General features: G+C 70.8%; 22 protein-coding genes. 7 read left to right on the plus strand and 15 right to left on the minus strand.

Annotated features, from left to right (window positions below; translation table 11 throughout):
• Nucleotides 1-139: 139 nt before the first annotated feature.
• Together ACIQMR_RS15215 and ACIQMR_RS15220 are read left to right on the plus strand one after the other, a co-directional pair.
• Nucleotides 140-2,608 carry a SpoIIE family protein phosphatase gene (locus tag ACIQMR_RS15215; protein ID WP_401386242.1) on the plus strand — a complete coding sequence of 823 codons (2,469 nt, stop codon included), beginning with the start codon at nucleotides 140-142 and terminating at the stop codon, nucleotides 2,606-2,608.
• Between the two features lie 145 nt (nucleotides 2,609-2,753).
• The gene (locus ACIQMR_RS15220) at nucleotides 2,754-3,587 is read left to right on the plus strand and encodes an enoyl-CoA hydratase/isomerase family protein (protein WP_401386245.1); all 834 of its coding nucleotides are present in this window, start codon (nucleotides 2,754-2,756) and stop codon (nucleotides 3,585-3,587) included.
• A 135-nt stretch (nucleotides 3,588-3,722) separates the two neighbouring features.
• Here ACIQMR_RS15220 and rox read toward each other — a convergent pair whose 3' ends face one another.
• From rox to ACIQMR_RS15255, 7 genes are all read right to left on the minus strand, one after another.
• On the minus strand, nucleotides 3,723-5,150 hold the full coding sequence (gene rox, locus ACIQMR_RS15225; RefSeq protein WP_401386248.1) for a rifampin monooxygenase: 1,428 nt from the start codon (nucleotides 5,148-5,150) through the stop codon (nucleotides 3,723-3,725).
• Between the two features lie 349 nt (nucleotides 5,151-5,499).
• Nucleotides 5,500-5,919, minus strand: coding sequence for a YciI family protein (locus tag ACIQMR_RS15230; RefSeq protein ID WP_401386250.1), 420 nt, complete (start codon nucleotides 5,917-5,919; stop codon nucleotides 5,500-5,502).
• A gap of 147 nt (nucleotides 5,920-6,066) precedes the next feature.
• A complete protein-coding gene (locus ACIQMR_RS15235; RefSeq protein ID WP_401386253.1) occupies nucleotides 6,067-7,110 on the minus strand; it encodes a 2-hydroxyacid dehydrogenase in 1,044 nt (347 codons plus the stop codon).
• Nucleotides 7,111-7,231: 121 nt separating this feature from the next.
• Complete coding sequence (locus ACIQMR_RS15240) at nucleotides 7,232-7,858, minus strand: histidine phosphatase family protein (protein WP_401386256.1); 627 nt, start codon at nucleotides 7,856-7,858, stop codon at nucleotides 7,232-7,234.
• Entirely contained in the window at nucleotides 7,855-9,375 is a 1,521-nt protein-coding gene (locus ACIQMR_RS15245; RefSeq protein WP_401386259.1) for an FGGY-family carbohydrate kinase, read from the minus strand. The genes ACIQMR_RS15240 and ACIQMR_RS15245 overlap by 4 nt, the downstream gene beginning before the upstream one ends.
• Nucleotides 9,356-10,927, minus strand: a complete 1,572-nt coding sequence (locus ACIQMR_RS15250; protein ID WP_401386262.1) for an FGGY family carbohydrate kinase — start codon at nucleotides 10,925-10,927, stop codon at nucleotides 9,356-9,358. The genes ACIQMR_RS15245 and ACIQMR_RS15250 overlap by 20 nt, the downstream gene beginning before the upstream one ends.
• Entirely contained in the window at nucleotides 10,927-12,264 is a 1,338-nt protein-coding gene (locus ACIQMR_RS15255; protein WP_401386265.1) for an MFS transporter, read from the minus strand. Before ACIQMR_RS15255 ends, ACIQMR_RS15250 begins: the two co-directional genes overlap by 1 nt.
• A 315-nt stretch (nucleotides 12,265-12,579) precedes the next feature.
• On the opposite strand from ACIQMR_RS15255, the gene ACIQMR_RS15260 reads away from it, so the two are divergent.
• Together ACIQMR_RS15260 and ACIQMR_RS15265 are read left to right on the plus strand one after the other, a co-directional pair.
• Nucleotides 12,580-13,383: a DeoR/GlpR family DNA-binding transcription regulator gene (locus ACIQMR_RS15260; protein WP_401386268.1), complete on the plus strand. Its 804-nt coding sequence runs from the start codon at nucleotides 12,580-12,582 to the stop codon at nucleotides 13,381-13,383.
• A 277-nt stretch (nucleotides 13,384-13,660) separates the two neighbouring features.
• Complete coding sequence (locus ACIQMR_RS15265) at nucleotides 13,661-15,193, plus strand: alkaline phosphatase family protein (RefSeq protein ID WP_401386271.1); 1,533 nt, start codon at nucleotides 13,661-13,663, stop codon at nucleotides 15,191-15,193.
• A 147-nt stretch (nucleotides 15,194-15,340) separates the two neighbouring features.
• Here ACIQMR_RS15265 and ACIQMR_RS15270 read toward each other — a convergent pair whose 3' ends face one another.
• From ACIQMR_RS15270 to ACIQMR_RS15290, 5 genes are all read right to left on the minus strand, one after another.
• A complete protein-coding gene (locus ACIQMR_RS15270; RefSeq protein WP_401386273.1) occupies nucleotides 15,341-15,910 on the minus strand; it encodes a DinB family protein in 570 nt (189 codons plus the stop codon).
• An 80-nt stretch (nucleotides 15,911-15,990) separates the two neighbouring features.
• Complete coding sequence (locus ACIQMR_RS15275) at nucleotides 15,991-16,794, minus strand: SDR family oxidoreductase (protein ID WP_401386276.1); 804 nt, start codon at nucleotides 16,792-16,794, stop codon at nucleotides 15,991-15,993.
• A 137-nt stretch (nucleotides 16,795-16,931) separates the two neighbouring features.
• Nucleotides 16,932-17,507 carry a TetR/AcrR family transcriptional regulator gene (locus ACIQMR_RS15280; protein WP_401386279.1) on the minus strand — a complete coding sequence of 192 codons (576 nt, stop codon included), beginning with the start codon at nucleotides 17,505-17,507 and terminating at the stop codon, nucleotides 16,932-16,934.
• 103 nt (nucleotides 17,508-17,610) lie between these two features.
• Nucleotides 17,611-19,008 (minus strand): amidase, encoded by a 1,398-nt coding sequence (locus ACIQMR_RS15285; protein ID WP_401386281.1) that lies wholly within the window; start codon nucleotides 19,006-19,008, stop codon nucleotides 17,611-17,613.
• A gap of 5 nt (nucleotides 19,009-19,013) precedes the next feature.
• A complete protein-coding gene (locus ACIQMR_RS15290) occupies nucleotides 19,014-19,205 on the minus strand; it encodes a hypothetical protein (RefSeq protein ID WP_401386284.1) in 192 nt (63 codons plus the stop codon).
• Nucleotides 19,206-19,526: 321 nt separating this feature from the next.
• On the opposite strand from ACIQMR_RS15290, the gene ACIQMR_RS15295 reads away from it, so the two are divergent.
• On the plus strand, nucleotides 19,527-20,471 hold the full coding sequence (locus tag ACIQMR_RS15295) for an MBL fold metallo-hydrolase (protein ID WP_401386287.1): 945 nt from the start codon (nucleotides 19,527-19,529) through the stop codon (nucleotides 20,469-20,471).
• 61 nt (nucleotides 20,472-20,532) lie between these two features.
• Here ACIQMR_RS15295 and ACIQMR_RS15300 read toward each other — a convergent pair whose 3' ends face one another.
• Both ACIQMR_RS15300 and ACIQMR_RS15305 read right to left on the minus strand, forming a co-directional pair.
• The gene (locus tag ACIQMR_RS15300; RefSeq protein WP_401386290.1) at nucleotides 20,533-21,177 is read right to left on the minus strand and encodes a TetR/AcrR family transcriptional regulator; all 645 of its coding nucleotides are present in this window, start codon (nucleotides 21,175-21,177) and stop codon (nucleotides 20,533-20,535) included.
• A 148-nt stretch (nucleotides 21,178-21,325) separates the two neighbouring features.
• A complete protein-coding gene (locus ACIQMR_RS15305; protein ID WP_401386293.1) occupies nucleotides 21,326-21,598 on the minus strand; it encodes a hypothetical protein in 273 nt (90 codons plus the stop codon).
• A gap of 580 nt (nucleotides 21,599-22,178) precedes the next feature.
• Between ACIQMR_RS15305 and ACIQMR_RS15310 the strand changes: the two genes are divergently transcribed.
• A complete protein-coding gene (locus tag ACIQMR_RS15310; RefSeq protein ID WP_401386296.1) occupies nucleotides 22,179-23,243 on the plus strand; it encodes an NAD(P)H-dependent flavin oxidoreductase in 1,065 nt (354 codons plus the stop codon).
• 223 nt (nucleotides 23,244-23,466) lie between these two features.
• Nucleotides 23,467-23,889, plus strand: coding sequence for a Dabb family protein (locus ACIQMR_RS15315; RefSeq protein ID WP_401386299.1), 423 nt, complete (start codon nucleotides 23,467-23,469; stop codon nucleotides 23,887-23,889).
• Nucleotides 23,890-24,268: 379 nt separating this feature from the next.
• On the opposite strand, the gene ACIQMR_RS15320 is transcribed toward ACIQMR_RS15315, so the two are convergent.
• Nucleotides 24,269-25,048 (minus strand): DUF3152 domain-containing protein, encoded by a 780-nt coding sequence (locus ACIQMR_RS15320; RefSeq protein WP_401386302.1) that lies wholly within the window; start codon nucleotides 25,046-25,048, stop codon nucleotides 24,269-24,271.
• Between the last annotated feature and the right edge of the window lie 50 nt (nucleotides 25,049-25,098).

The following is a 25,098-nucleotide window of genomic DNA, read 5'->3' on the forward strand; positions in this document are numbered from 1 at the left end:
CTCGAGTCGGCGTCCCCCGGGCCGGCAGCACCGCGACGGCCGGTGAACGGCGCTCACGCGCACGGCCCACTTCCCGGCGCATCCCAACCCACCGCAGGACCTCGCATCCCACCCCCGCAGGACACAGAGAGGACGATCCATGGGAACCTCCGCGCCAATGGCCATCGCCGCGGCCCAGACCGCCTTCCAGAGCTTCGGCGCGGCGATCGCCCTGCTGGACGCGCGGGGAACAGTGGTCGGATGGACGCAGGCCGCCCAGCAGCTCGTCGGCCACTCGGCCGCGGACGTGGTGGGCCGTTCCGGTACCGACTTGCTGGCGGGCAGCGACGACCGGGCGAAGGCGTCGGCGCTCGCCGGCTCGGACAGTGCCCCGTCCCGCTGGACCGGGCTGACAGGGGTCCGCCACCGCGACGGTCGCAGGATCGACGTACGCCTGTGCGTGCAGCCGCTGACCGGCCAGGACAGTCGGGCGCAGTGGCTCGTGGCGGCCACCGACAAGGAGACGCCTCCGTCGTGGGTCGCGGACGGATCCGGCATGGAGTCACTGACGGGCGCGCTGCATCTTCCGAGCCGTCTGCCGGTCGGTGTGGTGATACGGGACACCGAGCTGCGTTGCACCTGGGTCAACGACACCCAGGGCCTCAAGGACGGCATCCCTCTGCAGCGGCGGCTGGGGCGCACGTTGACGCAGGCAGCGCCCGGCGAGGAGGCCGAATCGATCGAGTCGGTGATGCGCCAGGTGCTGGAGAGCGGTATGCCGGCGATCAACAGGGAATACCGTGCCTTCCTGCCGATGCACGCGCACCGTGAGCCCGCGCTGGCGGCCTCCGTCTTCCGCATCGACGACGGTGAGGGTCATGCGCTCGGCGTGTGTGCCGTGAGCGTGGATGTCAGCGACAGCAGGCGGGCGCGGGAGCGACTGGCGATCCTCGGCGAGGCCGGGAAGCGGATCGGCACCACCCTCGACGCCATGCAGACCGGGCAGGAACTGGCCGACCTCACCGTGCCTCTCCTCGCCGACTACGCCACCGTCGACCTCGCCGAGTCCGTCCTGCTCGGTGAGGAGCCCCAGGCACGGACGGGTCCTGAGGGCCGCCGTGTCCCGGCCTTCCGGCGCGCGGGCCTCGCCTCGGTCAACGAGGGAGCCCCGGAGTCCCTGTGCGCGCGGGGAGAGCCGGTGCTGGTCCCGCCGGCATCACCCTTCACCGGCGTCCTGCTCTCCGGACAGTCCCACTTCGAGCCCGTGCTGGACACCTCCCCCGGAACGTGGCTGGACCACCACGACGCGGTACGGGCGGCGATCCACGATCACACGATGCACTCCTTGATGATCGTTCCGATCCATGCGCGGGGCGCCGTGCTGGGCGTGGCCGTGTTCGTGCGGACCGCGGATCGTGTGCCGTTCGAGGAGGACGATCTGCTGCTGGCCGAGGAACTGGTCGGCTGGGCCGCGCTGTCCCTGGACAACGCCCGCCAGTACGCGCGCGAACGCTCCGCGGCCCTGGCCCTGCAACGCCATCTGCTCCCGCACCACGTGACCGGCGGGACCGCGGCCGACGTCGCCTGGCGCTACCTGCCCGCCGACAGCCACCACGGTGTCGGCGGGGACTGGTTCGACGTGATTCCCCTGTCCGGCGCACGCGTCGCCCTGGTCGTCGGCGATGTGGTCGGCCACGGCATCAACGCCGCCGCCACCATGGGCCAACTCCGCACCGCCGTACGCACCCTGGCCGCTATGGACATGCCGCCCGACGAGCTGCTCGCCCGCCTCGACGAGCAGGTCCTCCGCCTCGCCGCGGCCGACACCGACCCCCACGCCCCGGACACCGCGACCATGGCTGCCACCTGCCTGTACGCCGTGTACGACCCCGTCACCCGGCAGTGCACCGTCGCCCGGGCCGGCCACCCGCCGCCGGCGGTCATCGACCCGCACGGTCATGTCACGTTCCCCGACCTGCCGACCGGAGCCCCACTGGGCGTGGGCCTCGTCCCCTTCGAGTCCGTCACCCTGGAACTGCCCGAGCACAGCGTCCTCGCCCTCTACACCGACGGCCTCATCGAGGCCCGCGGACAGGACGTCGACACGGGCATGGACCGCCTTGCGACCACCCTGGCCGAGCCCGACCAGCCGTTGGAGAGCCTCTGCTCATCCGCCGTCGACACGCTGTCGTGCGAGGCACCCAGCGACGACGTCACCCTGCTCCTCGCCCGCACACACGCACTCGGCCCCGAGCAGACCGCCTCCTGGCAACTCCCCGCCGATCCGGCCCTCGTCGGCCACGCCCGGACCCTGACCACCCGCCAACTGCGCCGATGGGGACTGGACCACCTGGCCGACTCCACCGAACTCGTCGTCAGCGAACTGGTCACCAACGCCATCCGCCACAGCAGCGGCACCATCGGCCTGCGGATCATCCGCCACGAGGCACTGACCTGCGAGGTCACGGACACCAGCAACAGCCATCCCCGTCTGCGCCACCCCCACACCACCGACGAGAACGGCCGCGGCCTCCACCTCGTCTCCCAACTGACCCGCAGATGGGGAACCCGCCACACACCGGACGGCAAACTCGTCTGGGCCGAACAGCACCTCACCCCCAAGCTCTGAACACCTGCCCGCGAACACCCACGCCGGTCACCGGGGCCCATCCGCGATCGACCGGCCCGGGACCGCGCAACCAGCGATCAGGGACGTGGGGCAGGTCACCCACAGCTGACTTGCAATACTAAATTCAGGATCTAGCATGAATGGCATGACCGAGACTGCGGCACCTTTGCGCATCATCGAGGAGTCACCCGCGTACTGGCGGGTCCTCTTCGACAACCCACCCCTCAACGTCGTCGACCACACCGTGTTCGAGGGCCTGCAGAACCTGCTGGCACGGATGGACACCAGCCCGGAACTCCGCGTCGTCGTATTCGAAAGCGCCGACGCCGACTTCTATCTCGCCCACTTCGACATGACCGGCAAGTCGGCCCACATCGCCGCGACCGCCGGCCGTTCCGGCCTGTCCGTCCCCACGGACACCTTCGTCCGCCTCACGACGTCCCCCGTGGTGAGCATCGCGAAGATCCGCGGTCGCGTCCGCGGCGTGGGCAGCGAGTTCGTCCTCGCCTGCGACATGCGCTTCGCCTCCCGCGAGAACGCCGTCCTCGGCCAGCCCGAGGTGGGGGCAGGGGTCATCCCCGGGGGCGGTGGGACGGAGCGCCTTCCGCTGCTGACCGGACGAGGACGCGCGCTGGAGATCATCCTCGGCGCCGACGACTTCGACGGCGACACCGCCGAACGCTACGGCTACGTCAACCGGTCCCTTCCGGACGGCGAGCTGGACGGGTTCGTCGACACCCTCGCGCGGCGCATCGCCTCGTTCGACCGACGCCCGATCGAGACGGCGAAGAACCTCGTCAACCGGGTCTCGCTGCCGTCCGTGGACAGTCTCCTCGACGGCCGCGACGCCTTCGGGGCCGCCCTCGCCTGGCCCGAAACCCAACAGCGGGTCGCAGCCCTGTTCAAGCGCGGGATGCAACAGGAAGGGGACCTGGAGAACCGACTCGGCGCACATCTCGCCGATCTCCTCGACGACTGAGCGGCCCAGGACGAAGACGTCGGACGTGCCGGTGGGAAGGGAGGGGCGGGTCACCCTGCAGGCGTCCTTGCCGAACGACAAGTTCGATCCAAGGCATGCACGGTGGCCCGCCCCGCGCGAGCCGCGACCGCGCGCTCAGTCGGCAGCAGCGCCGAACCACTTGGGCAGTCGGCCGTTCAGGTCCTGCTGGTCCTCACCGACCCATGCCACGTGGCCGTCCGGGCGCAGCAGCACGGCGGGCACGTCCAGTTCCTCGCTGACGTCGACGACGTGATCGACCCGGTCCGACCAGCCCTCGACCGAGAGCCGGCCGGTCTGGTCGAGCAGCAGTCCGCGGCCGCTGTGCGTCAGCTCGTAGAGGCGACCCCGCTTCAGCCCCACGTCCCGCATCCGCCGGCCGAGCAGATCGTGTCCTTCGCCGAAGTCGTAGCGGACTCCGATCGCGGTGATCTTCTCGACCAGGTACCGGTTCACGTCCTCGAAGTCCATCAGCTCCGACAGCAGCCCACGCACCGCCCGGGGCCCCGGTTCGGTGGACATCAGCTCCATCTGCGCGCGGGTGTTGGTCAGCACGTCCGCCGCCACCGGGTGCCGTTCGGTGTGGTAGCTGTCCAGCAGTCCCTCCGGCGCCCGGCCGTCGACCTCGGCGGCCAGTTTCCAGCCGAGGTTGAACGCGTCCTGGATGCCGAGGTTGAGGCCCTGCCCGCCGACCGGTGGGTGGATGTGCGCCGCGTCGCCGGCCAGCAGCACCCGGCCGACCCGGTAGCGCTCGGCCAGCCGTGTCGCGTCGCCGAACCGGGACAGCCAGCGCGGTGAGTGCACGCCGAAGTCGGTACCGGCGAAAGCCCGGAGCTGCTGCTTGAGCTCCTCGAGAGTCGGCGGGGCCGCGCGGTCCTCGGTCACTCCCCGGGCGGGCACGACGACGCGGTACCGCCCGTCGCCGAGCGGCCCCACGCCGAACCGCAAGTGGGTTCTGCGGACTTCGGCCACCACGGTGGCCACCGTCTCCTGCGGCGCGGCCACCTCCATCTCGCCCAGCAGCGTCTCGACGCGGGTGGGCTCGCCGGGGAAGCCGACGCCGAGCAGTTTGCGCACCGTGCTGCGGCCGCCGTCACATCCGACGAGGTAGCGCGAGCGCACCTGTGTGCCGTCGGCGAGTTCGACGGTGACGCCGGCGTCGTCCTGGCTCAGCCCGACCAGTTCGCCGCCGCGCCGGATCCCGGCGCCGAGCTCGGTGGCACGCTCGGCCAGCAGACGGTCGATGAGGGGCTGCGGGATGCCGAGAACATAACCGTGCGCGGTGTCCAGTCGCTCGGGCGACGGCTTGCCGATCCCGGCGAAGAAGCCACCCGCCGGGTGCTTCGTGCCGAGCGCGAGGAACCGTTCCAGCAGTCCGCGCTGGTCCATCACCTCGATGCTGCGCACGTGCAGGCCGAGCGCGCGGACGTACGGGGTCGGCTCCGTCTCCTTCTCCAGCACGAGCACGTGGACGCCGTGCAGTCGCAACTCGGCGGCCAGCATCAAGCCGGTCGGTCCGCCGCCGGCAACGATCACGTCGATCATGAGAACCCCCGATTCGGCAAAGGTGCGTTCAGCCGGCTGCTCCCGCGCGACCCGTACGCCACCAGAAGCGTACGTACTTCGCGAAGCTCTGATTCCGGCAGGTTCTGGCTTCGGTCGGAGATTCTGCATCACGACCCGGGCCTTGCCGCAAGGCCCCCGGTGGGCTATACCTTGAGAGTGGCAAGGAGTGGGTGACCTCCTTGCCTTTGTCTTTTGTGGCCTTGTCTCCTGTGCGTCCACTGCGGACGGACAGGCCCTCCGTGGGCGGCGAGACGTACGAGCACATCGAGGGCCTGCCGCGGCGGTTACGGACGCGGCAGGCCTCGATGTCGTTCGTGCGCGTCACTGGTCACCGGCGCACGTCGTCTCCGCCCTCGTCGATCGCGCGGATGACCACGGGGTAGTCGGGAACACCCTCGGGCTGGGGGCACCGCACGATGCGCGCCGCGATCTCCGTGACCCGTTCGAGGCTCTCGCAGTCCAGCACCCAGTATCCGCACAGGAGTTCCTTCGTCTCGCCGTACGGACCGTCCGAGATCACCGGCCGGCCGTCCTCGCCCGCGCTCACGAACCGGGTCTGCGCGGGCTCGACCAGGCCTTGCCCGTCCACGAGCTCCCCGGACTCGGCAAGGTCGTTGTTGACGGCCTCCATGAAGGAGAACATGGCCTGCATGTCCTTCTCGCTCCATGCGGGACTGTGCTCGGATCCCTTGCCGCGCATGGCCTCGTAGTCGGCCTGGCTCGCCTGGACCATCACCAGATACTTCATCGTTTCGCTCCCTCGGTGCGGGGCCGCCCCATGCGGGCAACTCTCACAGGGGACGTCGGAGCGGATGACGGTTTCTCGACACGGCACGGAGGATTCTTTTCCCGCCGGGTGCGCACTGCTGCTCCGGCGCGTTGCCGTCAGGCCTCCTCAGCCCGCCCGCAGCACCTCGGGGTTGGCGCAGTGGACCAACGGCTCGCCGCGCAGATAGCGGCCGACGTCGGCGGCGACGATCCGCGCGGCCTTGTGTGCCACTTCCTGACTGCCTCCCGCGATGTGCGGGGTGAGGACGGCACCGGGGGCGGTCAGCAGCCTGGAGGTGGCGGGCAGCGGCTCTTCGGGGAAGACGTCGAAGCCGGCGCCCGACAGCTGCCCGGAGTCCAGCGCGTCGCAGACCGCGTCGTAGTCGAGGAGCGCGCCGCGAGCGCAGTTGACCAGGACCGAGCCGCGGGGCATCCTCGCGAGCTGCCGGCTTCCGATCATGCCCGTGGTCTCCTCGGTGACCCGGGCGTGCAGGGAGACGATGCGGGAGCGGGTGAGCAGTTCGTCGAGGGAGACCTGTTCGGCGAGGCCGGCCAGCGCCTCGGGGCGGACGTAGGGGTCGTGGACGAGGACGTGGGCGCCCATCGCCGCCAGGATCCTGGCGACCCGGCTGCCGATGGCGCCGAAGCCGATCAGTCCGACGGTGGCGCCGTCGATCTCGATGCCGCAGTTGTCGTAGTCGTAGTAGTCACCGCGCCAGACGCCCCGGCGCAGGTCGGTGTGGGCGTCTCCGACACCGCGGGCGGCGGCGAGCAGCAGGGTGAGCGTGTGTTCCGCGGTGGCGGTGGCGTTGCGTCCGGGGGCGTAGCAGACCGCGACGCCGTGCCGGGTGGCGGCTTCGACGTTGGCGTTGACCGGGCCGCCGCGGCTGGTGCAGAAAAGCTTCAGATCGGGGCAGTGGGCGAGGATCCGCTCGGTGAGCGGGCCGTGTTCGGTGACACAGATCTCGGCTCCCCGGAGTGCCTCGATCATCTCGTCCTCACTGCCGGAGGCCTCGATGACTTCGGCGACCGGCCCGAGCGGGGTGTGCGGCCAGTCGAACCGGATCTCTCGTACGTCCAGCGGGGTGTCCCCCGCCGCCGTTCGCACGGCCCGGGTGAAGAGGTCCGGGCGGATGAAGTGGTTGCCGGCGACGAGGACGGTGGTGCTCATGAAGGGCAGCTCCTGAGGGGCGAGGACGGATGCGGGACGGGTGAGAGACGACGCCGGGCGAGTGCGAGGCGGATGCGGGACGGATACGCAACGACGCCGGACGGATGCGGGGCGGGTGCGGTCAGTGGAGGGCGGTTGTCAGGGCCGGGGTCGGGGCGTTGAAGCTGAGCAGCGCGGTCTGCCCGTTCTCGAGACGGATCTCGGTGCGTGCGCCGTTGTCCAGCCGGGGGAAGACGCGGCGGTAGTCGGCGAGCGGGATGCCCAGCAGGTGGCACAGCAGCACGCGGACGAGCGTGGAGTGTGCGACGAGCAGGATCCGGCCGCGCGGCTGTGCGCGGGCGAGGTCGGCGAGGCAGTCGGCGGCGCGCTCGGCGGCGTGGCGCGGATGCTCGCCGCCGGGCAGATGGTGCGCCACCGGGTCGGCGAGGAAGGCGGCCAGTTGCTCCGGGAAGCGCCGGTGCATCTCGTCCCTGGTCAGGCCCTCGCCCTGGCCGAAGTCGAGTTCGTAGAGGCGCTCGTCGACGCCCGCGGTGAGGCCGCACGCCGCGGCGGCGGGGCCGGCGGTGAGCCGGGCACGGGAGAGCGGGGAGCTCCAGATGCCGGTCAGTGCGGCGGTGGCGGCCCAGCCGGCGAGGGCGGCGGCCTGCTCGCGGCCGAGGTCGGTCAGCGGCACGTCGGTGCGCCCGGCGTAGCGGTTCTCCGCGTGCCAGACGGTCTCGCCGTGGCGTACGAGGATGAAGTCGGTCACGGTGCTGCCCTCCTGCGGGCGTGGTCGGCCACGGTCCGGTCGAGCCAGCCACGGCGGGTGAGTTCGTCGATGAAGCGGAGGTGTGCCGGGAGGTGACGCGCGGTACGCGCCGGCCTCGGGTTGATCTCCCGGGCGGTACGGACCATGGCGGCGGCCGCCTGCTGCAGACCGGCGCCGGAGGAGGTGGCGGCGAGGACGGCCATGCCGACGGCGCCCTCGGCATGCTGCGGCAGCCGTACGGGGCGGCCGAGGACATCGGCGCGCAGCTGACACCAGTACGCGTTGCGGGCGCCGCCGCCGGTGAGGGTGAGTGGTCCGTCGACGGGTGCGCCGAGGTGGTCGAGGTAGTCGAAGCAGAGCCGTTCCAGGCAGGCGACGCCGAGGAGCACGGCATGGAACTCGGCGGCCCGGGTGGGGGCGTGGCCGAGGAGGAAGGGTTCGGCTCCGGGGGCGCGGAAGGGAAAGCGTTCGCCGCCGCCGGCGACGAGGGGATAGGCGACCGCGTCCGGGTCCAGGGCGGCGGCCTGTGCGGTGAGCGCGTCCAGGTCGGCTCCGGGGAAGCGCTGGGAGAGAACGCCCGCGCCGCTGCTGGAGGCGCCGCCCGGCAGCCAGGTCCCGCCGGGTCCGCGGTGGCAGTAGACGACGCCCGCCGGGTCGCGGACCAGGTGCGGGCTGCTGCCCTTGAGGACGAGGGTGGTGCCGAGCACCGAGTTCCAGGCGCCGGGTGCGAGCGCTCCCGCGCCGATCTGAGCGGCGCAGCCGTCGGTCATCCCCGCGACGATGGTGGTCCCTTCGGGGATGCCGGTGGCGTCGGCGGCCGCGGCGCAGACGGTGCCGAGCGTGCTGCCGGGGCGCACGACGTCGGGCAGGAGGCCCTCGGGGACGCCGAGTTCTTCCATCACCTGGTGCGGCCAGCGCTCCTCGACGAGGTGGTAGCCGGTCTTGAGGGCGTGGCTGGCATCGCTCGCGAGCTGCCTGCCGGCCAACCGCCAGGTGATCACGTCGACTTGGTGCAGGAGCCGGGAGCCGGTGCGGAGCGCGGGGTCGTCCTCCAGGAGCGAGACGAGCTTGGGCAGCGCCCACGACGGCTGCATGGTGCGGTAGCCCAGTTCCTGCCAGACCTTCTGACCGGCGGCGTTGACCGCGGCGGCCTGTGCGGCGGCGCGCCCGTCGTCGTACATCAGGCCGGGAGTGCGCGGGGTACCCCGGTCGTCGGCGAGCAGGATCGTGCCGGAGGTGCCGTCGATCGCCAGGCCGCGGACGCGTCGCGCGTCGATTCCGTCGAGGGCCTGTCGGCAGGCGGCGGCGAGCGCGCGCCACCACTCCTCGGGATCCTGCTCGTGGCGGTTGCCGTCGCGCCGGCCGGTCAGTGGACGGGCGGCGGTGGCCAGGACCTGCCCCGTGCCGTCGACGGCGACACAGCGCGCGCTCTGGGTGCCGAGGTCGAGCCCGAGCCAGATGCCGTCGAGGGCGGGGGCGGCGTCCGTGCGGCGCGGGTCAGACACGGGGTTCTCCATGGGTGGTGGCGGCCGGTTCGGTGGCTTCGGTCGGCCGTCCGGGAGCTTCGGCGGGGCGGTCGGCGCTCCCCTGCCAGACGGCGCCGCCGCGCCAGCCCGCCTCCCGGGCGAGCGCCCGCCGGCCGAGGAAGTCCTCGTACTGCGCGGCGTAGAACTCCGCCCGCTCCGGTTCGGGCTCCCAACCGCGCTGCATCCGGACGTACTTGGCGGCGGCGCTGTGCATGCTGGTCTCGGCGCCGGTGCGGACCAGGCCGGTGAGGAAAGCCCCCTTGGCGCCGAGTTCGGTGTCACCCGAGCGGGCGGTGGGCACCCCGGTGGCATCGGCGATCAGCGCGCACCAGGCGTCGCTGTTGGCGCCGCCGCCGCACAGGCGCAGCTCGCTGACGTCCGTGCGGGCGGCGGCCAGCGAGTCCCGCAGGACCAGCGAGAGCCCGTCGAAGACGGCACGCGCCAGGTCGGCGGGCGTGTGCTCCAGGGACAGTCCCCAGAAGGAGCCTCGGGCGCCGGGATCGAGGAAGGGGGCGCGCTCGCCGGCCGGGGAGAGGTACGGCAGGAACATCAGTCCATGGGCGCCGGGCTCCGACTCGAAGGCCAGCTGCGCCAGCTCCGGCGGTCCGGGCAGATGCAGCAGGCGGGCCGCCCAGCCGAGCACCTCGGCGCCGTTGAGCGTGGGGAAGGCCCGCAGCACCCTTTCACGGCCCCGGTAGGCGATGTGGATGCCGGACGGCTCGCCGCTGGTGTCGATCCCGGTGCGGACGATCTCGGTGCACAGCGTGGTGCCCAGGATGCTGCACGCCTGGCCGGGGTTGACGACGCCGACGCCTCGGGCGGTGGCGGCGATGTCGTACGGGGACATCACCACCGGCAGGCCCGCCGGAAGGCCCAGTTCACCCGCGGCCCCGGTGGTGATCTCGGCGATTCGCTGGGACTCGCCGAGGACGGTGGGCAGCAGGCGTTCGTAGGCGCCGAGGCCGAACAGTTCGATGATGCCGGGGTCGTAGTCGCCGGTGGTGTGGTCGAGGAACGGGGCGGAGGCGTCGGACTCGTCGCTGGCCCGGACGCCGGTGAGGCGCAGGAAGAGCCAGCCGGCGGCGGTCAGCGAGGTGGCGGAGCGGGCCAGCCGGTCCGGGTCGTGAGCGGCGAGCCAGCTGAAGATGGCGTTGGGCATCCCGGCGCAGGTCAGGGAGCCGTTGCGGCGGAAGGCCGCCTCCAGGACGCCGTCGCGCTGCCAGTCGGTGAGCAGGTCCCCGGCGCGGCCGTCGGACCACAGGATGGCGGGCCCGGTGGGGCGGCCGTGGTCGTCGACGAGCCAGGCGCCGTCGCCCTGCGCGGTGAAGGACACCAGCCGTACCGGGTCGGTCAGTCCGTCGAGGACCGTACGGACGGTGTGGACGACGGCGTTCCAGACGTCGTCCATGTCCTGTTCCGCCCAGCCGGGGTGCGGGCGCAGGACCTCGGTGCCCCGGCGGGCGACGGCGATCTCGGTGCCGCGGTCGTCGAAGACGACGGACTTGATCACCGTGGTGCCGACGTCGATGGTCAGTACGGACATCAGTGTGGTCCTCTCACGCCGGCCGGGGCGGTGGTGGGCGCGGTGCCGTCCGGGGCGTCGCCGTGCCGGGCGCCGGCGCCGTCGCCTTCCGCCGTACCGGGCGCGGCCGGCAGCTTCAGGAAGTGGGCGAGCAGACAACTCAGCACATACATCCCCGCGAAGATCCAGACCACGCCTTCGACGCCGAGCGGTCCGACGAAGACGGCGACGACGGCGGGGCCGACGAAGGTGCTGGCGCCCGCGCCCAGGTTGAGGGCGGCCAGGGCCTGGCCCTGGTGCTTCGGCTCCAGGGTGGGCACCAGCGCCGATAGCGGTACATAACCTGCCAGCGTAGCGCCGTAGAACGCGGCGACCAGGAGGGCGAGCGGGAAGTTCGCGCCCACCGCGTCCGGGACGTAGAAGAGCAGCAGTGTGCTGAGCGCGCAGCCGGCGCCGCCGAACCAGGCGATGGTGCGGCGCCAGCCGAACCGGTCGCCGACCACGCCGAACAGCAGGTTGGCGAAGATGTTGGTCGCGAACATCGCGCTGAGCAGGTGCAGCCACTGGGTGAGGCTGAAGCCGACCGTTCTGGTGAAGTGGATCGGCAGGATGACGAAGAAGCCGAACTGCGAGGCCGTGTTGATCACCCGTACGACCGAGCCGACCCCGACCCGGGGGTTGCGCCACAGGATCGTGATGCTGCCGAGCAGGGTGGCCACCGGCCCCTCCCCCTCGCCGTGGGCGCGCCGAACCCCCCGGTCGTCACCGACCAGCAGCAGGGCGATCAGCCCGCCCGCGGCCACGAGCATCAGCGCGGCCCACAGGGTGGCGTAGGCGCCGATGTGCGGGATGAGCCCGCCGGCGACCAGCGAGCCGAGCGTGGGCAGGCCACCGGTGAAGGCGAACCAGAACCAGCCCATGGCCGTACCGAGCCGGGCGCGGGGTGCCACGCCGGCGATCCAGACGAGGAACCCGTAGGCGAACAGCGGATAGCCCAGGCCGCGCAGCCCGTACGCGAGCATCATCAGCGGATAGCTGGTCAGCGGGATGGCGGCGGTGAGGAAGAGCAGTTGGAAGGCGCCCCAGACACCCAGCCCGGCCCACATGACGCGGCGCGGCCCCCACAGGTCGGACAGCGCTCCGGAGAGCCAGGCGGCGACGGCGGCGGCGACTCCGTAGACGGTGAACAGCAGGGCGACCCGGGATTCGGAGAGGCCCCGGTCGAGGAGGTAGGGCGAGAGATAGCCGGTCTCGACCCCGTCTCCGATCATGAAGAGGAGGAGTCCGAGGTATCCCCAGGCGAGGGTCGGCGGGATGCCCAGGCGTGTGATCAGTGAACGCGGAGGAGGATTCTTCATCGAATCTCCCTTTCTGCGGCGGCGGGGCAGAAGGGTGGACGCAGCGATGGAACCGCCGGGTGGAAACGGGCGTCAATGGCCGCCGGAATCTTCGCATCGAGGCCGCGACCTGCCATGTTGCGTCGTACCGGAGCCCGCGTGCGGACCTCCTTGCCGCCGCGCGAGCCATGTGAAATCCGTGGGAACATAACGCGGCGAGTTCACGCGACGGAGCCCGTACGGTGTGATCCACAGACACATGGACTGCGGACTGCACGGGCGCGCCACCCGGCGGCCGGGACCGCCCGGACAGCGGGTCGGAGGGAGCGGGTAGCGATGGACCGGGTCGAGGCGCAGGAGGAACGGCGGCGCCGCATGCGGGACGCCGTCATCGCCCGCGGGTTCGTGCGCACCGCGGACCTCGCCGACGAGTTCGGCATCAGTCTGATGACCGCCCACCGCGATCTCGACGCCCTTCAGACGCAGGGGTGGCTGCGCAAGGTGCGCGGTGGTGCGACGGGGCTGCCGTCGGCGCAGTTCCACGGCAGCGTCGCGGAGCGGATGGCCACCATGGCGCAGACCAAGCAGCAGCTCGCGCGCGCCGCCGCCACGCTGTTGGTTCCCGGGCAGACGGTGCTGCTCGACGACAGCACGACCTGTCTGCTGCTGGCACACCAGCTCGCCGAGCACGCGCCGCTCACGGTGATCACCAACTCGCTGCCGGCCCTCACCACCCTCGCCAAGGAGCCCGCCATCGCGCTGATCACGCCGGGCGGTGCGTACTTCCCGGCGTATGACGCCTTCATGGGCCCGCACACCGCGGACGCGGTACGGGCCTTTCGCGCCGATGTGCTGTTCATGTCCACCACGGCAGTCACCAACGGCCGCTGCTACCACACCTCGCCGGAGACCGTGCAGGTCAAGCGAGCCATGATCGAGAGCGCCGACCGCCGGGTACTGGTCGCCGACCACACCAAGTTCACCAAGGGCGGTCTCTACGCACTCGCTCCGCTGACCGACTTCGATCTGCTGATCGTCGACGACGGACTGGCGGTTGAGCAGGTGCGGGCCGTACGGGCGGGCGGCACCGAGGTGATGGTGGTGCCGGGGCAGAACCGGCGACCTGACCCGGTGAGTTGACGCGGCGACCTGATCCGGCGAGTTGATCCGACGAGTTGACGCGGACGGGATGTCCGACGCGTGCTCGGTCCTCGGCGATGGGCTGTTCGCACCGGCAGTCATCGACTCACGGACGTCCGTCGGACGCCGCCAGTTGGCCATCTCTCGTCAATCCGGCCGGAGCAAGGTCTGGAGGGCGTCGATGGCTGATGCCAGTATCCATGGGTCCGCTTCAGACCGATGGAGTCGGCGAGGGTTTGGATCCTGTTCCCGTTCCCACCCCAACCGGAGGGTCAACGTGCGCACTGTCATACCCGGGAGAGGCAGGCGTTCCTACGCCGTTGTCGCCGCCGCTGCCGCCCTGCTCGTCGGCACGGTACAGATCGACGCGCCGCGGGCGACGGCCGCGGCAGCCGCAAGCACCGACAAGGTTCTGGTCATCGGGCTCGACGGCACCAACCTCGACCGGGTGAAGGCGGCCGACGCGCCCAACCTCAAGCGGCTGATGGCCGAGGGCATGACCGCCGAGAGCACGCTCTACTCCCGGCCGATGGCCGACACCTCGTCGGGCCCGGGCTGGTCGACGATCGCCACGGGAGTCTGGCCCGACAAGCACGGCGTGAAGAACAACTCCTTCTCCGGGAAGCAGTTCGGTACGTACCCGGACTTCCTCACCCGGATGGAGAACGCGAACCCCTCCCTGAACACCTACGCGGCCGCCGACTGGGAGCCCATCACCTCCACCGACCAGAACGGTCCGATCTTCGGGTCCGTCGTCGACAAGCGGCTCAGCCTCAAGGGCGATGCCAACGGTTACGACGTCGAGGACCCGAAGATCGCCGCGGCGGCCGCGAACGAGCTGAGGAACGGCAACCCGGACGCCAGTTACGTCTACTTCGGCGAGATCGACATCGCCGGGCACAACCACGGTGCCGCCAGCCAGCAGTATCTCGCCACCATCAAGCGCGTCGACGCGCTCGTCGGGCAGGTACTGACCGCGGTCACCTCGCGAGCCACCTACGCGCAGGAGAACTGGAAGATCCTCGTCACCACCGACCACGGCCACACCGACGCGGGCGGTCATGGCGGCTCCTCGATCAAGGAGCGCGGCACCTTCGTCATCGCCAAGGGTCCGGGCATTGCGGCCGGTTCCGTCCGCCACGACGTGCGTCTCGTCGACGTCGCCGCGACCGCTCTGAAGCATGTCGGAGTCACCACCGGCGGCATCGACGGCTCCCCGCTCGACTCGCCGGACAACGACGCGTTCGACGGGCTCCGCTCGTCGCTGCAGACCCGGGTGGACGAGAGCGGCATCCCGTCGTCCGTCAGGGGCTTCACGCACACACCCCCGAGCGGCTGGTCGGTCGACAACTCCAGGATGGGCACCGGCGGCGTCACCGAGTGGCGCGGCTGGGCGTTCGCCACCGACGAGTTCTGGTCCCAGTCGCAGCGCGACCAATGGCGTGAGCTGAATGTCCGCAACCGTGACGTGTTCGCCGTCGCGGACTCCGACGAATGGTCCGACAAGTCCTTCACGGGCAGCTACGACTCGACACTCGTCACACCGAAGTGGCCGGTCACCGGAGGGACTTCGCGATCGCTGCGGTTCCACACCCACTACCACCACGAGTCGGGCCAGACCGCGCAGGTCCTCGTGTCGTACAACGGCGGGGCCTCCACCGTCGTGAAGAGCTTCACCGCCGACACCGTCGCCCAGTGGCAGAACATCACGCTGCAGGTACCCGCGGGCGCGACCGATGTCCAGGTGCGCTTCCGCTACGCCGGCAACAACAACTGGTACTGGACCCTCGACAACGTCTGGCTCGCCTGACGCCACACGCGGGCCGTGCATGCCGTGCATGCCGTGGAAGCCGTACTCGTCCCGTCACGGCACGAGGATGCCGCCCCGCACGCCACGCGTGCCGCCCGTCGGTCCGGCAACCCAGGACCGACGGGCGGGGCCGACTCCCCGGTCCGGCTACTGGCCGACCCTTCCGTCGACGCACTCGCGCAACAGGTCGGCGTGCCCGCAGTGACGGGCGTACTCCTCGATCCTGTGCACCATCAGCTCCCGGACGGCGATCCCTTCCTTCCCCACCCGCTCGCCCAGGTCCGTGTACTCGGCCAACGCGGCGTCCGTCGCGGCCTGTTCACGCTCCAGAGCGGCGTACGCGGCGTCGACCTCGGCCTGGTCGGCGACCGCTCCGTCGAAGTCCGCGTCACGCTGTCCGTACACCTTGGGCAGCGGATCATCGTCGCTGATCCAGTTGCGCCAGTCCCGTTCCACCTCGACGAGGTGCCGGAGGAGCCCGAGCAGGGACATGGTCGACGGCGGAACCGACCGGCGGGCCAGTTGCTCCGCGTCCAGGCCCTCGCACTTCATCCGCAGAGTGATGCGGTAGTTCGTCAGGAAGTCCTGCAGCGTCGCAAGCTCACCGTCCGGACTGGCTGCCTCGTTGTTACGGGGGTCCTCGTCCGGGTCGGTCCACATGTCGGGGTAGACGGTCGCCCGGGTCCAGCGCGCGGGTTGGTCACTCATGCGCGCCATGGTCGGCCGCGTGAGCCCAAGACCGCCAATGGTTTTCGGTCCCACGCCCGAACAGGCGGTCGACGCGCGGCACGACATCGCTAGGCGAAGCCACCGTTGCTCATCAGCAGCTGGCCGTTGATCCACCCGCCCTGTGGTGAGCAGAGGAAGTCCACGAGGTGTGCGGTGTCCTGCGGGGTGCCGACGCGGCTGAGCGGCGTCCTGCTGCGTGCGTGTTCGCGCACGTCGTCGGTCATCCATCCGGTGTCCACCGGCCCCGGGTTGATGACGTTGGCGGTGATGCCCAGATGAGCGAGTTCGTGCGCCGCGGCCAGGGTGATGCGGTCCAGAGCGCCCTTGCTCGCGCCGTACGGGAGATTGCCGACGGTGTGGTCACTGGTGAGGCTGATGATCCGGCCGCTGCCCGGCGCGGCCGCGAACCGCCGGGCGTACTCGCGGATCAGCAGCCAGGTGGCGCGGGCGTTGACCGCGAAGTGCAGGTCAAAGCTTTCGACGGTCGTGTCGAGCAGGCCGGATTCGACCGATTCGCAGTGGCACATCACCAGGGCGGTGACGCTGCCCAGGCCGTGTTCGACCTCGTCGAAGACGCGGGCCGGAGTGTCCGGGTCGGCAAGGTCCGCCTCGACAGCCGTGGAGGCGGCACCGTGCTCGGCGAGGGCATCGGTCACCGACGCGGTTGCGCCGGGCTCAGCGCCCCAGGCCATGCGCTCGTCGTAGGGACTCCAGTACGTGAAGGCGATGTCCCAGCCCGACGCCGCGAGCCGGCGGGCGATGCCCGCGCCGATGCCGACGGTGCGCCCGACTCCGGTGACCAGAGCGAGCGGGCGGGCGCAGCGAGGCGGCCGACCGTGATCGGACTGTCCTTGCCCGACGTTGTTCGTCACGGTACGAGATCGTCCGCGATCGGACACTGCGTCGGCAACCACTTATCGTGCTGCGGCAGCACCGGCGTAAGGACGGTGGAGGCGACGCGCACCCACAAGGGCGCGCTGCGCCCCGTGGGGCCGGGCGCGGGGACAGATCAGTCGGCGCGCGACAGCAGACGGGTCAGGGCCGTGTCCACCAGAGCGCGGGCGTAGTCGGCGTCGAGCAGGCCGGGACGGAAGAGAATGCGGTACATCATCGGCGCCACCACGTGGTCGATGACCACATCGACGGCAGGGACCTGCTCGTCACGTTCGCCGGCGCGGGCGAGCACGACCTCGACCTGCTCGAAGGCGTAGGCGGAGCACTGGCCGGCGTTGCTGCCGTCCGGGTCACCGGCGAGCGCGTCGCGGATGTAGGCGCGGCCGGCAGTCGAGGACATCTCCTCGAGGAACTGCACGGCCCAGGCCTCCAGATCGGCACGCAGGTCACCGAGGTCGGCCGGGGTCGTCTCCGGGCGGAGCCGCTCGACCGCGACATCGGAGAGGAGTTCCTGCATGTCGCCCCACCGGCGATAGATCGTGGAGGGGGTGACCCCGGCCCGCTTGGCGACGAGCGGAACCGTCAGCGCGGCACGGCCGACTTCGGTCTCCAGGTCGCGTACGGCCTGGTGGACCGACTGCTGGACGCGGGCGCTACGCCCTCCTGGGCGAGGTCTGGGCTGTGAACTCATAGCCACTACCTTAACGCTAAACATTCGCTTCAAGCTGGTGAGGATGCCCCGTCCGTGATGCGGCGGTGCCCTCTCGTCCGGGGCCGTCCGGCCACGTCCCATGTCAGACGGGCAGGTGATCGGCGAGGAGAGCCGGGCCGCGGACCTGCTCGTAGGCATCGGCGACGTGCAGCACGGTGGCCTCGCCCAGCGGGCGGCCCATCAGCTGCAGGCCGATCGGCAGACCTGCCGAGTCGAAGCCGGCAGGCAGGGACAGGGCGGGCAGCCCGGTGATGTTGGCGGGAGCGGCAAGACGCACATAGGCGTCGGAAACGGTTTCGACGGTTCCGTCCGCCCACTCGAAGGTCTCCTGGCCGGCCTTGGCCGCGGTGGCCGGGACCGTGGGGGCGGCGATGACGTCGACCTCGTCCAGGAGGCGGCTCCACTCGTCGCGCATGAGGGTGCGGGTGCGCTGGGCACGCAGATAGTCGGTGGCCGGGACCAGGGCGCCCGCTTCGAGCAGGACCCGCACGTCAGGGCCGTACAGCTCGGGCGTGGTGTGCAGGTGCTGCTCGTGGTAGGCGGTCGCCTCCGGGACCATCAGCCCCCATTGGGTGGCCTGGATGTACTCGCTCATCGGGATCTCCACGTCCACCAGACGCGCGCCGAGGTCCACCAGAGTCTCCAGGGCCCCACGAACCGCGGCTTCCACCTGCGGGTCCACATGGTCGAAGTAGTAGTTGACGGGTACGCCGACACGCACACCCTCCAGGCCCGCGCCCGGACGGAAGACCTGCGGCTCGTCGGGGTGGTCGAGGCTGGCGGGGTCGCCCGGGTGGTGGCCGATGAGGGCGTCCAGCACGAGACCGGCGTCCTTGACGGTCCGCGTGATGGGACCGACGTGGTCCAGCGACCAGGACAGCGAGGCGACCCCGTGACGGGGCACCAGGCCGTAGGTGGGCTTGAGCCCGACGACGCCGGTCAGCGCGGCGGGGACCCGGATGGAGCCGCCGGTGTCGGTGCCCAGGGCGTACGTCGCCGCACCCGCCGCCACCGCGGCTGCCGAGCCGCCGCTGGAACCGCCGGGCACGTGGTCCAGACGCCAGGGGTTGCGGGTCTGGGGGGTGGTGAGGCCGTAGGCGAACTCATGGGTGTGGGCCTTGCCGACGAGGACGGCGCCGGCCTCCTTCAGTCGCGCGGCCACTGCGCTGTCCGCGGTGGGCACGCGGTCGGCACGGACGGCGGAGCTGGAGGTGGTGGCCATGCCCGCGGTGTCGATGAGGTCCTTCAGCGCCATGGGCACGCCGTGCAGCGGGCCGCGACGACGGCCTGCCGCGATCTCCCGTGCGGCTTCGGCGGCCTGGGACCGCGCCGCCTCGGCGGCCACGGTGACATATGCGTTGACGTGCGCGTCGACCGCGTCGAGGCGCGCCAGGACGGACTCGGTCAGTTCCACCGGCGACAGGCTCCCCTCGGCGATGGCGGCGGACGCCTGGGTCAGGGACAACTCGTAGGCGTTCATCGCGATCACCGGCCCTGGGCGCGGTAAGCGGGGGCCGGCGGTGTCTCCGCGAGGTCCAACTCCCGCAGGCGGCTGATGACGGTGAGGATGTGGTGCGCCGTCCCGGCCACCGCGGCGTGCCGGTCACTTCCCAGGCTCAGGCCGGCGCGCAGCGCCGACTCGGCGGCCCCTTCGGGAGACAGCGGAGGAACAGACATGGGCGAGGTCCTTTCGGTTTCCGGGGTGGTGGCGCGTCCGGGTCACCACGACGCCGAGGGACACCATCCAAGAGCTAAATATTCGCGTTAGTGCCACCGTAGGCGAACGGCGAAGCTAACGCAAACATTGAGCCTTAAGGCGCGGAAGAGGGCTCCCGAGTGGCATTAACGCACAACCTTTGCGTTAACGCCTCGATGGGTCTACCTTTAACGCAAGATCTGAGCGTTAACGAGGGATGGTCGCCCGGCGCTGCCGACCAAGAACGACTCATCCCGAACGATCCGCTCCCCCACCACAGCTCAACCCCAGAAAGAGATCCCATGACGACGCAGAAGCCCGCACCCGCCCTGACCACTGGCTCCGTCCCCGTGGCGCAGACCGAGACGCCCGCCTGGACCGTGGGCGAGATCGTCGTCCGCCGCATCGACGAGGTGGAGCTGCCGCCGCAGACCGGTCCCTGGCTCCTGCCGGGAGCAACGCCCGACGTCGTCGCCGGCTCCCCTTGGCTGCAGCCCGACTTCGCCAGTGCCGACCGGGTCCTGCGTCTGGCGAGCCACACCTTCGCACTGGAGGCGGGCGGACTGCGGATCCTCGTCGACACGGGCATCGGCAACGGCAAGGACCGCGCCAATCCCGCCTGGAACCGGCTCCGCACCGACTACCTGGAACGCCTGGAGCAGGCCGGCTTCTCCCCCGAGACGATCGACCTGGTCGTCCTCACCCACCTGCACACCGACCACGTCGGCTGGAACACCCGCTCCCACGAGGGCACATGGGTCCCCACCTTCCCCAACGCCCGCTACATCGTGAGCCGCGCCGAATGGGACTACTGGTCGTCGGTGGACATGGAGGAGGCGCGCAAGCAGATGTTCCGTGACTCCGTCCACCCCGTCGACGACCACGGCCTGCTCGATCTCGTCGACGTTCCCGCCGGCGGTCTGGACATCGCTCCCGGCATCACCCTGGTCCCCACGCCCGGTCACACCCCCGGCCAGGTCGCCGTCCGGCTGAGCAGTCAGGACAGTACGGCCCTGATCACCGGCGACTGCATCCACCACCCCGTCCAGCTCGCCGAACCCGACATCCACAGCCACGTCGACATCGACCCCGCGCAGGCCGAGGCGACCCGTCGCGACCTCCTCGCCGCCCTCGCCGACACCGACACCCTGCTGCTCGGCAGCCACTTCCCCCCGCCCACGGCGGGCTTCGTCCGCAGCCACCGCACCACCTACCGCCTCCAGCCCGTCCCTGCCCGCGTCGCATAGGCGCCGTCGCGCTCATCGCCCTGGACGCCGAAGGCTCCCGGCAAGCTGGAACGCCGAGTCGCTACGAAGCCGCTTCGCCGGAATCCGGACGGGCGCCATGGAGTACGAGATCGGCCGTCTTCTCCAGGAAGTCGTCGCCGAGCGGGCGGCCGAGCATGAGCCAGCGGAAGTACAGCGGGCCGGCGAGTGCTTCCAGGAGGAAGTCCGGATCGGCGTCGGCCGGCAGGTCTCCTCGCTCCACGGCGCGGACGAAGATCGTACGGGAGAGACGGAAGCGCTCCGGCCAGATCCTGTCGAGCACCTCGCGGACGTCGTTCTTCTCGGAGGTGCGCGGTCCGACCTCCTGGACGAGCGCGGTGATCCACGGCGTGTACAGCACCTCGCGGATCTCCCCGAGGTGCAACAGCAGGTCCTCGCGCAGGTCGCCGGTGTCCGGCGGCGGTGCGCTCTCGCTCTGCCGCTCGATGAACGCCGTGGCCACGAGGCCGGCCTTGTCGCCCCATCGCCGGTAGATCGTCGTCTTGTTCACGCCCGCGCGCTCGGCCACCGAGTCAATCCGCAGCGCCGCATAGCCGACCTCGCCCAGTTCGGCGATGGTCGCGTCGATGACGGCCTGGCCGACGCGGGCCGTCCGGCCGCCGGGGCGGACTGTCGCGGTATCGGCGTGCAGATGCCTGACCTGCCGCTTCCCGGAATTCGTCGTCACTCTCCGACGATACGCGACGGAAACGCTTGATGCGACACATTGGTGCGTTTACTGAAACAGGCGAGCGTCGCGCCGGAGTCGGCTGGCCGGCGACGGACGGACACAGCGGCGAGGGCCCCGCCCAGCGGGAGCGGGACCCGGTGTCACCTCACCAGTCGCCGTAGTCGTCGTAGTCGCCATAGCCACCGTGATCGTCGTGATCGCCGTGATCGCCATGGCCACCGCGGTCATGGCCGAAGTGCGCAAAGTCGCCGTAATGGGCGCTGCCGTGCGCTCCGTTGTCGATGCCGGAGTATCCGGCGTCGACGTGATGCGCATCAGCCGCGGCGGCCGTGCCGGCGCCGACACCGGTGAGCGCGAGGACGAGCGCGGCGAACAGTGCGGCAGCCAGGACCCCCAGCCTGGACACGATTCCGCTCATGATTCTTCCCTTCCAGGGATGAGTGGGTGTTGCCGACCCGGGACTTCCGGACCCGGCGCGCGTCCGACCCTCCGGGTCGGCGCGCGGGTGGCACCCGCGGCCCTGTCCGGCACCGGCACCGCGCCCGCGTCCACGCCTGCGCACGACGGAAACCGACGCCGCCTCATGCAGGTCGCGAGCGAGGTACAGACGGGAATCAGCACCGGACTTCCGCAACTCGGCCGTCGCAGTACGGCGGTTGCGGCTCCGCGACACCACCCCTCCGCCCGGACCGCGGCGTTCAGGTCGCGCATCCGACCGGCCTTCGAGATACCGAGGGACCTAATTGGTTGAAGCCTCTACGAGCCATCTCGCTTGCAACGCTAGATCCGGATCATCCGACAGTCAATCATTTAGGGTAAAAAGCACTAAAAGGGACGGGATGCAGTCGACAGTCACGCAAGGTCAACCCTCGCGCGCACTCCACCTCCTGGCGCATCAGCAGTCGACTCGTCCACGCGGCGGTGCGTCGTCGTCCCGGCCGAGCGGCGATTCCGCGCCCAGTCGGAGTCGACCGGTTTTCGCGACAAGGAGATCGATGATGGCAGGGCAGCAGCGAGCACATACGTTCTGCGACAGGTTCGGCATGCAACTGCCGGTCGTCCAGGCACCGATGGCGGGTTCCTCCCCTCCGGAACTCGCCGCCGCGGTGGCGGAGGCCGGGGGTATGGGTGCCGCCGGCGTACTGCTGGACACGCCGGATCGCATCGCGGCATGGGCAGATCGCTTCAGGGCTCGTTCCTCCGGACCCTTTCAACTGAACGTCTGGATTCCGGAGCGGACCGGCACGAACCCGGGACGGCGACGGCAACTCACAGAGGAGGCCCGGACGTTCCTCGGCCGGTTCGGCACTCCGGGCGCGCCCGCCGCATCCGAGCCGCCCGTGTTCCAGGAGCAATGCGAGGCCATGCTCGCCGCCCGCCCCACGGTGGTTTCCTCCATCATGGGACTCTTCGAACCGGCGTACGTGCATCGGCTCCACGACAAGGACATCGCCTGGTTCGCCTGCGCCACCACCCTCGACGAGGCGCTCGCCGCCCAAGAGGCCGGTGCGGACGCGATCGTGGCCCAGGGAATGGAGGCAGGGGGCCACAGAGGAAGCTTCGACCAGGAGAAGGCCGAGCACACGAACGTCGGACTGTTCGCCCTGCTTCCCTGGTTCGCCGATCATCTGCGCGTGCCGATCGTGGCAGCCGGAGGCATCGCCGACGGGCGGGGAGTGGCCGCCGCGCTGGCTCTGGGGGCCAGTGCGGTCCAGGTGGGCACCGCCCTGCTGCGCTGCCCCGAGGCAGGCACCAGCCCGGAGTGGAGAGCCTCACTGAACGGCCTGGCACCCGACGCCACGATGACCACCCGCGCCTACACCGGTCGCCTGGCCAGAGCCGCGCCCACCGCCTACCTCAAGGCATGGAGCGAGCCCGGCGCGGCGGTTCCCGCACCGTTCCCGGACCAGCTGCGGCTCGTCAGCCAGTGGCGGCGGGGCAACGCGAGCGGCATGGACCCTGCCGGCCACTGGGCCGGCCAGAGCGCCGCGCTGGCCACCGAGAAGCCTGCCGGCCAGGTGGTCACCGAGATGTGGCGGGAGGCCCGCGAGCTGCTCGCCTGACCGTGGCCGCCCGCCAGGGGACGCGGCAGCGGCTCCCGCACAACCGAGCCGACGCGATCAGGCCGACATCTCCATGCCGACCGGACCAAGCCGACGATCAGTGCTGGGCCCATCCCGTTCCGCCACAAACGCACCGATGTGTTGCACTTAGGCGGCGTGCACTGGTAGCGTTCTAAACGCAACAACCTGTTGCGTCAATGAGTCTCCGGAGGATGAGGCCAGCATGATCTACCACCAGATCCGTATCGCCATGAAGCCGGACGCCCCCAAGGATCAGGTCGACCACGCGCTCGAACTGCTGCGCCGGCTCGGCCGGGAGCTCGATGTCGTCGAGCAGTGGGTCGTCGGCCGCGACTTCGGCGGCGAGTTCGAGTACGGCGCCATGTACGTCCTCAAGGACGTCGACGCCTACCGCACCTACATGTACGCCCCGCTGCACCGCAAGATCGACGAGGTCGGCCTCCCGCTGGTGAAGAACATGGTCTCCCTCGACCTCACCGACGACGAGGACCCCGAGATCGGCGACAAGATCGCAAAGGTCCACACCGACCGCTTCGCCGACCACCCCGAGATCGCCGACCTCGTCGACGGCCTCGGCTCCTACGAAGGCAGCGGCAGCCCGGACGACGGGGCGGCATCCGCATAGCCGACGGGTCGGCCTCTGCACGGCCGGCGACGCGCGTGTGAGGCATGGGTTGGCGCGCGCGTGCGAACCAAGGGTTGGCGCGCGCGGACGACGGCCCTGCTTCTCGCGGCCCCCGTCGCTCCGCCGTCGCCGACCCGCCGTGTGTCACGCGAGACCGCTCCCGGCACTTCCGGGCCCCCGCGAGACGCTGGAGTTCCGCCCCGGTGACCGGCCTCGTGATCGCCGCCGTCGCCCTGGTGTCCCTGTGGATCGTCGCGGAACTGCGCTCGGCGAACCGGCTCGTGGACATGCGCATGATGCGGATGCCGGCCGTCTGGCGCAGGGCGCGAACGATGCGCGGACGACACCGAGGCCGGAACCGGGCGTCACGGTCCGTGCCTCACCCAAGGGCCGGGCCCGTGACGTACGTTCCGTCCCTGTCGTACGGCCAGGCGTTGGACAGGCAGCCGTTCAGCCCCTTGATCTGCTGCATCATCACCGGCGCAAGCCGCCCCGGGCCGGAACAGCGCAGGTGCGTGCGGATGCCGATCTCGTGCCCGATCTCATGGTTGATGATCAGGTGCCGGTACTGGGCCGGCGTCCCGTCGAACGTCGGCGAGCCCAGCATCCAGCGGCGCAGATTCACCACGACGCCTTCCAGGGTCTCGCAGTTCAGCTCACCGCCGGTGTCGAGGCCCTGGGCCCCGCAGAGCCGGTCGGCAGTGGCAGGGGTGGCGATCTTGATGACGAAGTCGGCGTCGGCGGAGACCAGTTGGAAGGTACCGCGGCCGTGCGCGGCCCAGCTGCGCTTGTGGGCGAGAATCATCTGGATCTCCGCGGCCGCTTCTTCGGCGGACATGCCGATGCTGTCCTCGACCTGGACGCGGTAGCGGCGCAGCGGTCCCGAACCGACCGCGTCGCCCGAGGCCCGCGCCGTGGTGAAGGTGCCTGAACCGGAGGCCGGGACCTCGGGCGGTTTCGTCGGCTCGGCCGACGCCGACGGACGGTGCGGGCCGGGACTCGGCCGACCGGTGGTGGGCGCGGCGGCCTTCGGGGTCGCCGGCGGCCGGACGGTGCCGGTCGCGGACGCGGGCTCCGCGCCGCCGTCGCAGCGCGCAAGAGCGGCACCGCCGAGAAACGACCCTGCGAGCAACGCGCCGAGTGCCGTTCTGGTGAGCATGGTGCGGCGCCGGGCCCGGCGGCGAATCCTTCCGCGCCCTTCAGGGATGG

The organism is Streptomyces sp. NPDC091376 (assembly GCF_044757085.1).
Lineage (GTDB): Bacteria > Actinomycetota > Actinomycetes > Streptomycetales > Streptomycetaceae > Streptomyces > Streptomyces pratisoli.

Excerpts from the sequence above, each read along its gene's own strand:
- ACIQMR_RS15215 (WP_401386242.1), top strand. The coding sequence starts at position 140 with ATGGGAACCTCCGCGCCAATGGCCATCGCCGCGGCCCAGACCGCCTTC.
- ACIQMR_RS15220 (WP_401386245.1), top strand. The coding sequence starts at position 2,754 with ATGACCGAGACTGCGGCACCTTTGCGCATCATCGAGGAGTCACCCGCG.
- rox (WP_401386248.1), bottom strand. The coding sequence starts at position 5,150 with ATGATCGACGTGATCGTTGCCGGCGGCGGACCGACCGGCTTGATGCTG.
- ACIQMR_RS15230 (WP_401386250.1), bottom strand. The coding sequence starts at position 5,919 with ATGAAGTATCTGGTGATGGTCCAGGCGAGCCAGGCCGACTACGAGGCC.
- ACIQMR_RS15235 (WP_401386253.1), bottom strand. The coding sequence starts at position 7,110 with ATGAGCACCACCGTCCTCGTCGCCGGCAACCACTTCATCCGCCCGGAC.
- ACIQMR_RS15245 (WP_401386259.1), bottom strand. The coding sequence starts at position 9,375 with ATGGAGAACCCCGTGTCTGACCCGCGCCGCACGGACGCCGCCCCCGCC.
- ACIQMR_RS15250 (WP_401386262.1), bottom strand. The coding sequence starts at position 10,927 with ATGTCCGTACTGACCATCGACGTCGGCACCACGGTGATCAAGTCCGTC.
- ACIQMR_RS15255 (WP_401386265.1), bottom strand. The coding sequence starts at position 12,264 with ATGAAGAATCCTCCTCCGCGTTCACTGATCACACGCCTGGGCATCCCG.
- ACIQMR_RS15260 (WP_401386268.1), top strand. The coding sequence starts at position 12,580 with ATGGACCGGGTCGAGGCGCAGGAGGAACGGCGGCGCCGCATGCGGGAC.
- ACIQMR_RS15270 (WP_401386273.1), bottom strand. The coding sequence starts at position 15,910 with ATGGCGCGCATGAGTGACCAACCCGCGCGCTGGACCCGGGCGACCGTC.
- ACIQMR_RS15280 (WP_401386279.1), bottom strand. The coding sequence starts at position 17,507 with ATGAGTTCACAGCCCAGACCTCGCCCAGGAGGGCGTAGCGCCCGCGTC.
- ACIQMR_RS15285 (WP_401386281.1), bottom strand. The coding sequence starts at position 19,008 with ATGAACGCCTACGAGTTGTCCCTGACCCAGGCGTCCGCCGCCATCGCC.
- ACIQMR_RS15290 (WP_401386284.1), bottom strand. The coding sequence starts at position 19,205 with ATGTCTGTTCCTCCGCTGTCTCCCGAAGGGGCCGCCGAGTCGGCGCTG.
- ACIQMR_RS15295 (WP_401386287.1), top strand. The coding sequence starts at position 19,527 with ATGACGACGCAGAAGCCCGCACCCGCCCTGACCACTGGCTCCGTCCCC.
- ACIQMR_RS15305 (WP_401386293.1), bottom strand. The coding sequence starts at position 21,598 with ATGAGCGGAATCGTGTCCAGGCTGGGGGTCCTGGCTGCCGCACTGTTC.
- ACIQMR_RS15310 (WP_401386296.1), top strand. The coding sequence starts at position 22,179 with ATGGCAGGGCAGCAGCGAGCACATACGTTCTGCGACAGGTTCGGCATG.
- ACIQMR_RS15315 (WP_401386299.1), top strand. The coding sequence starts at position 23,467 with ATGATCTACCACCAGATCCGTATCGCCATGAAGCCGGACGCCCCCAAG.
- ACIQMR_RS15320 (WP_401386302.1), bottom strand. The coding sequence starts at position 25,048 with ATGCTCACCAGAACGGCACTCGGCGCGTTGCTCGCAGGGTCGTTTCTC.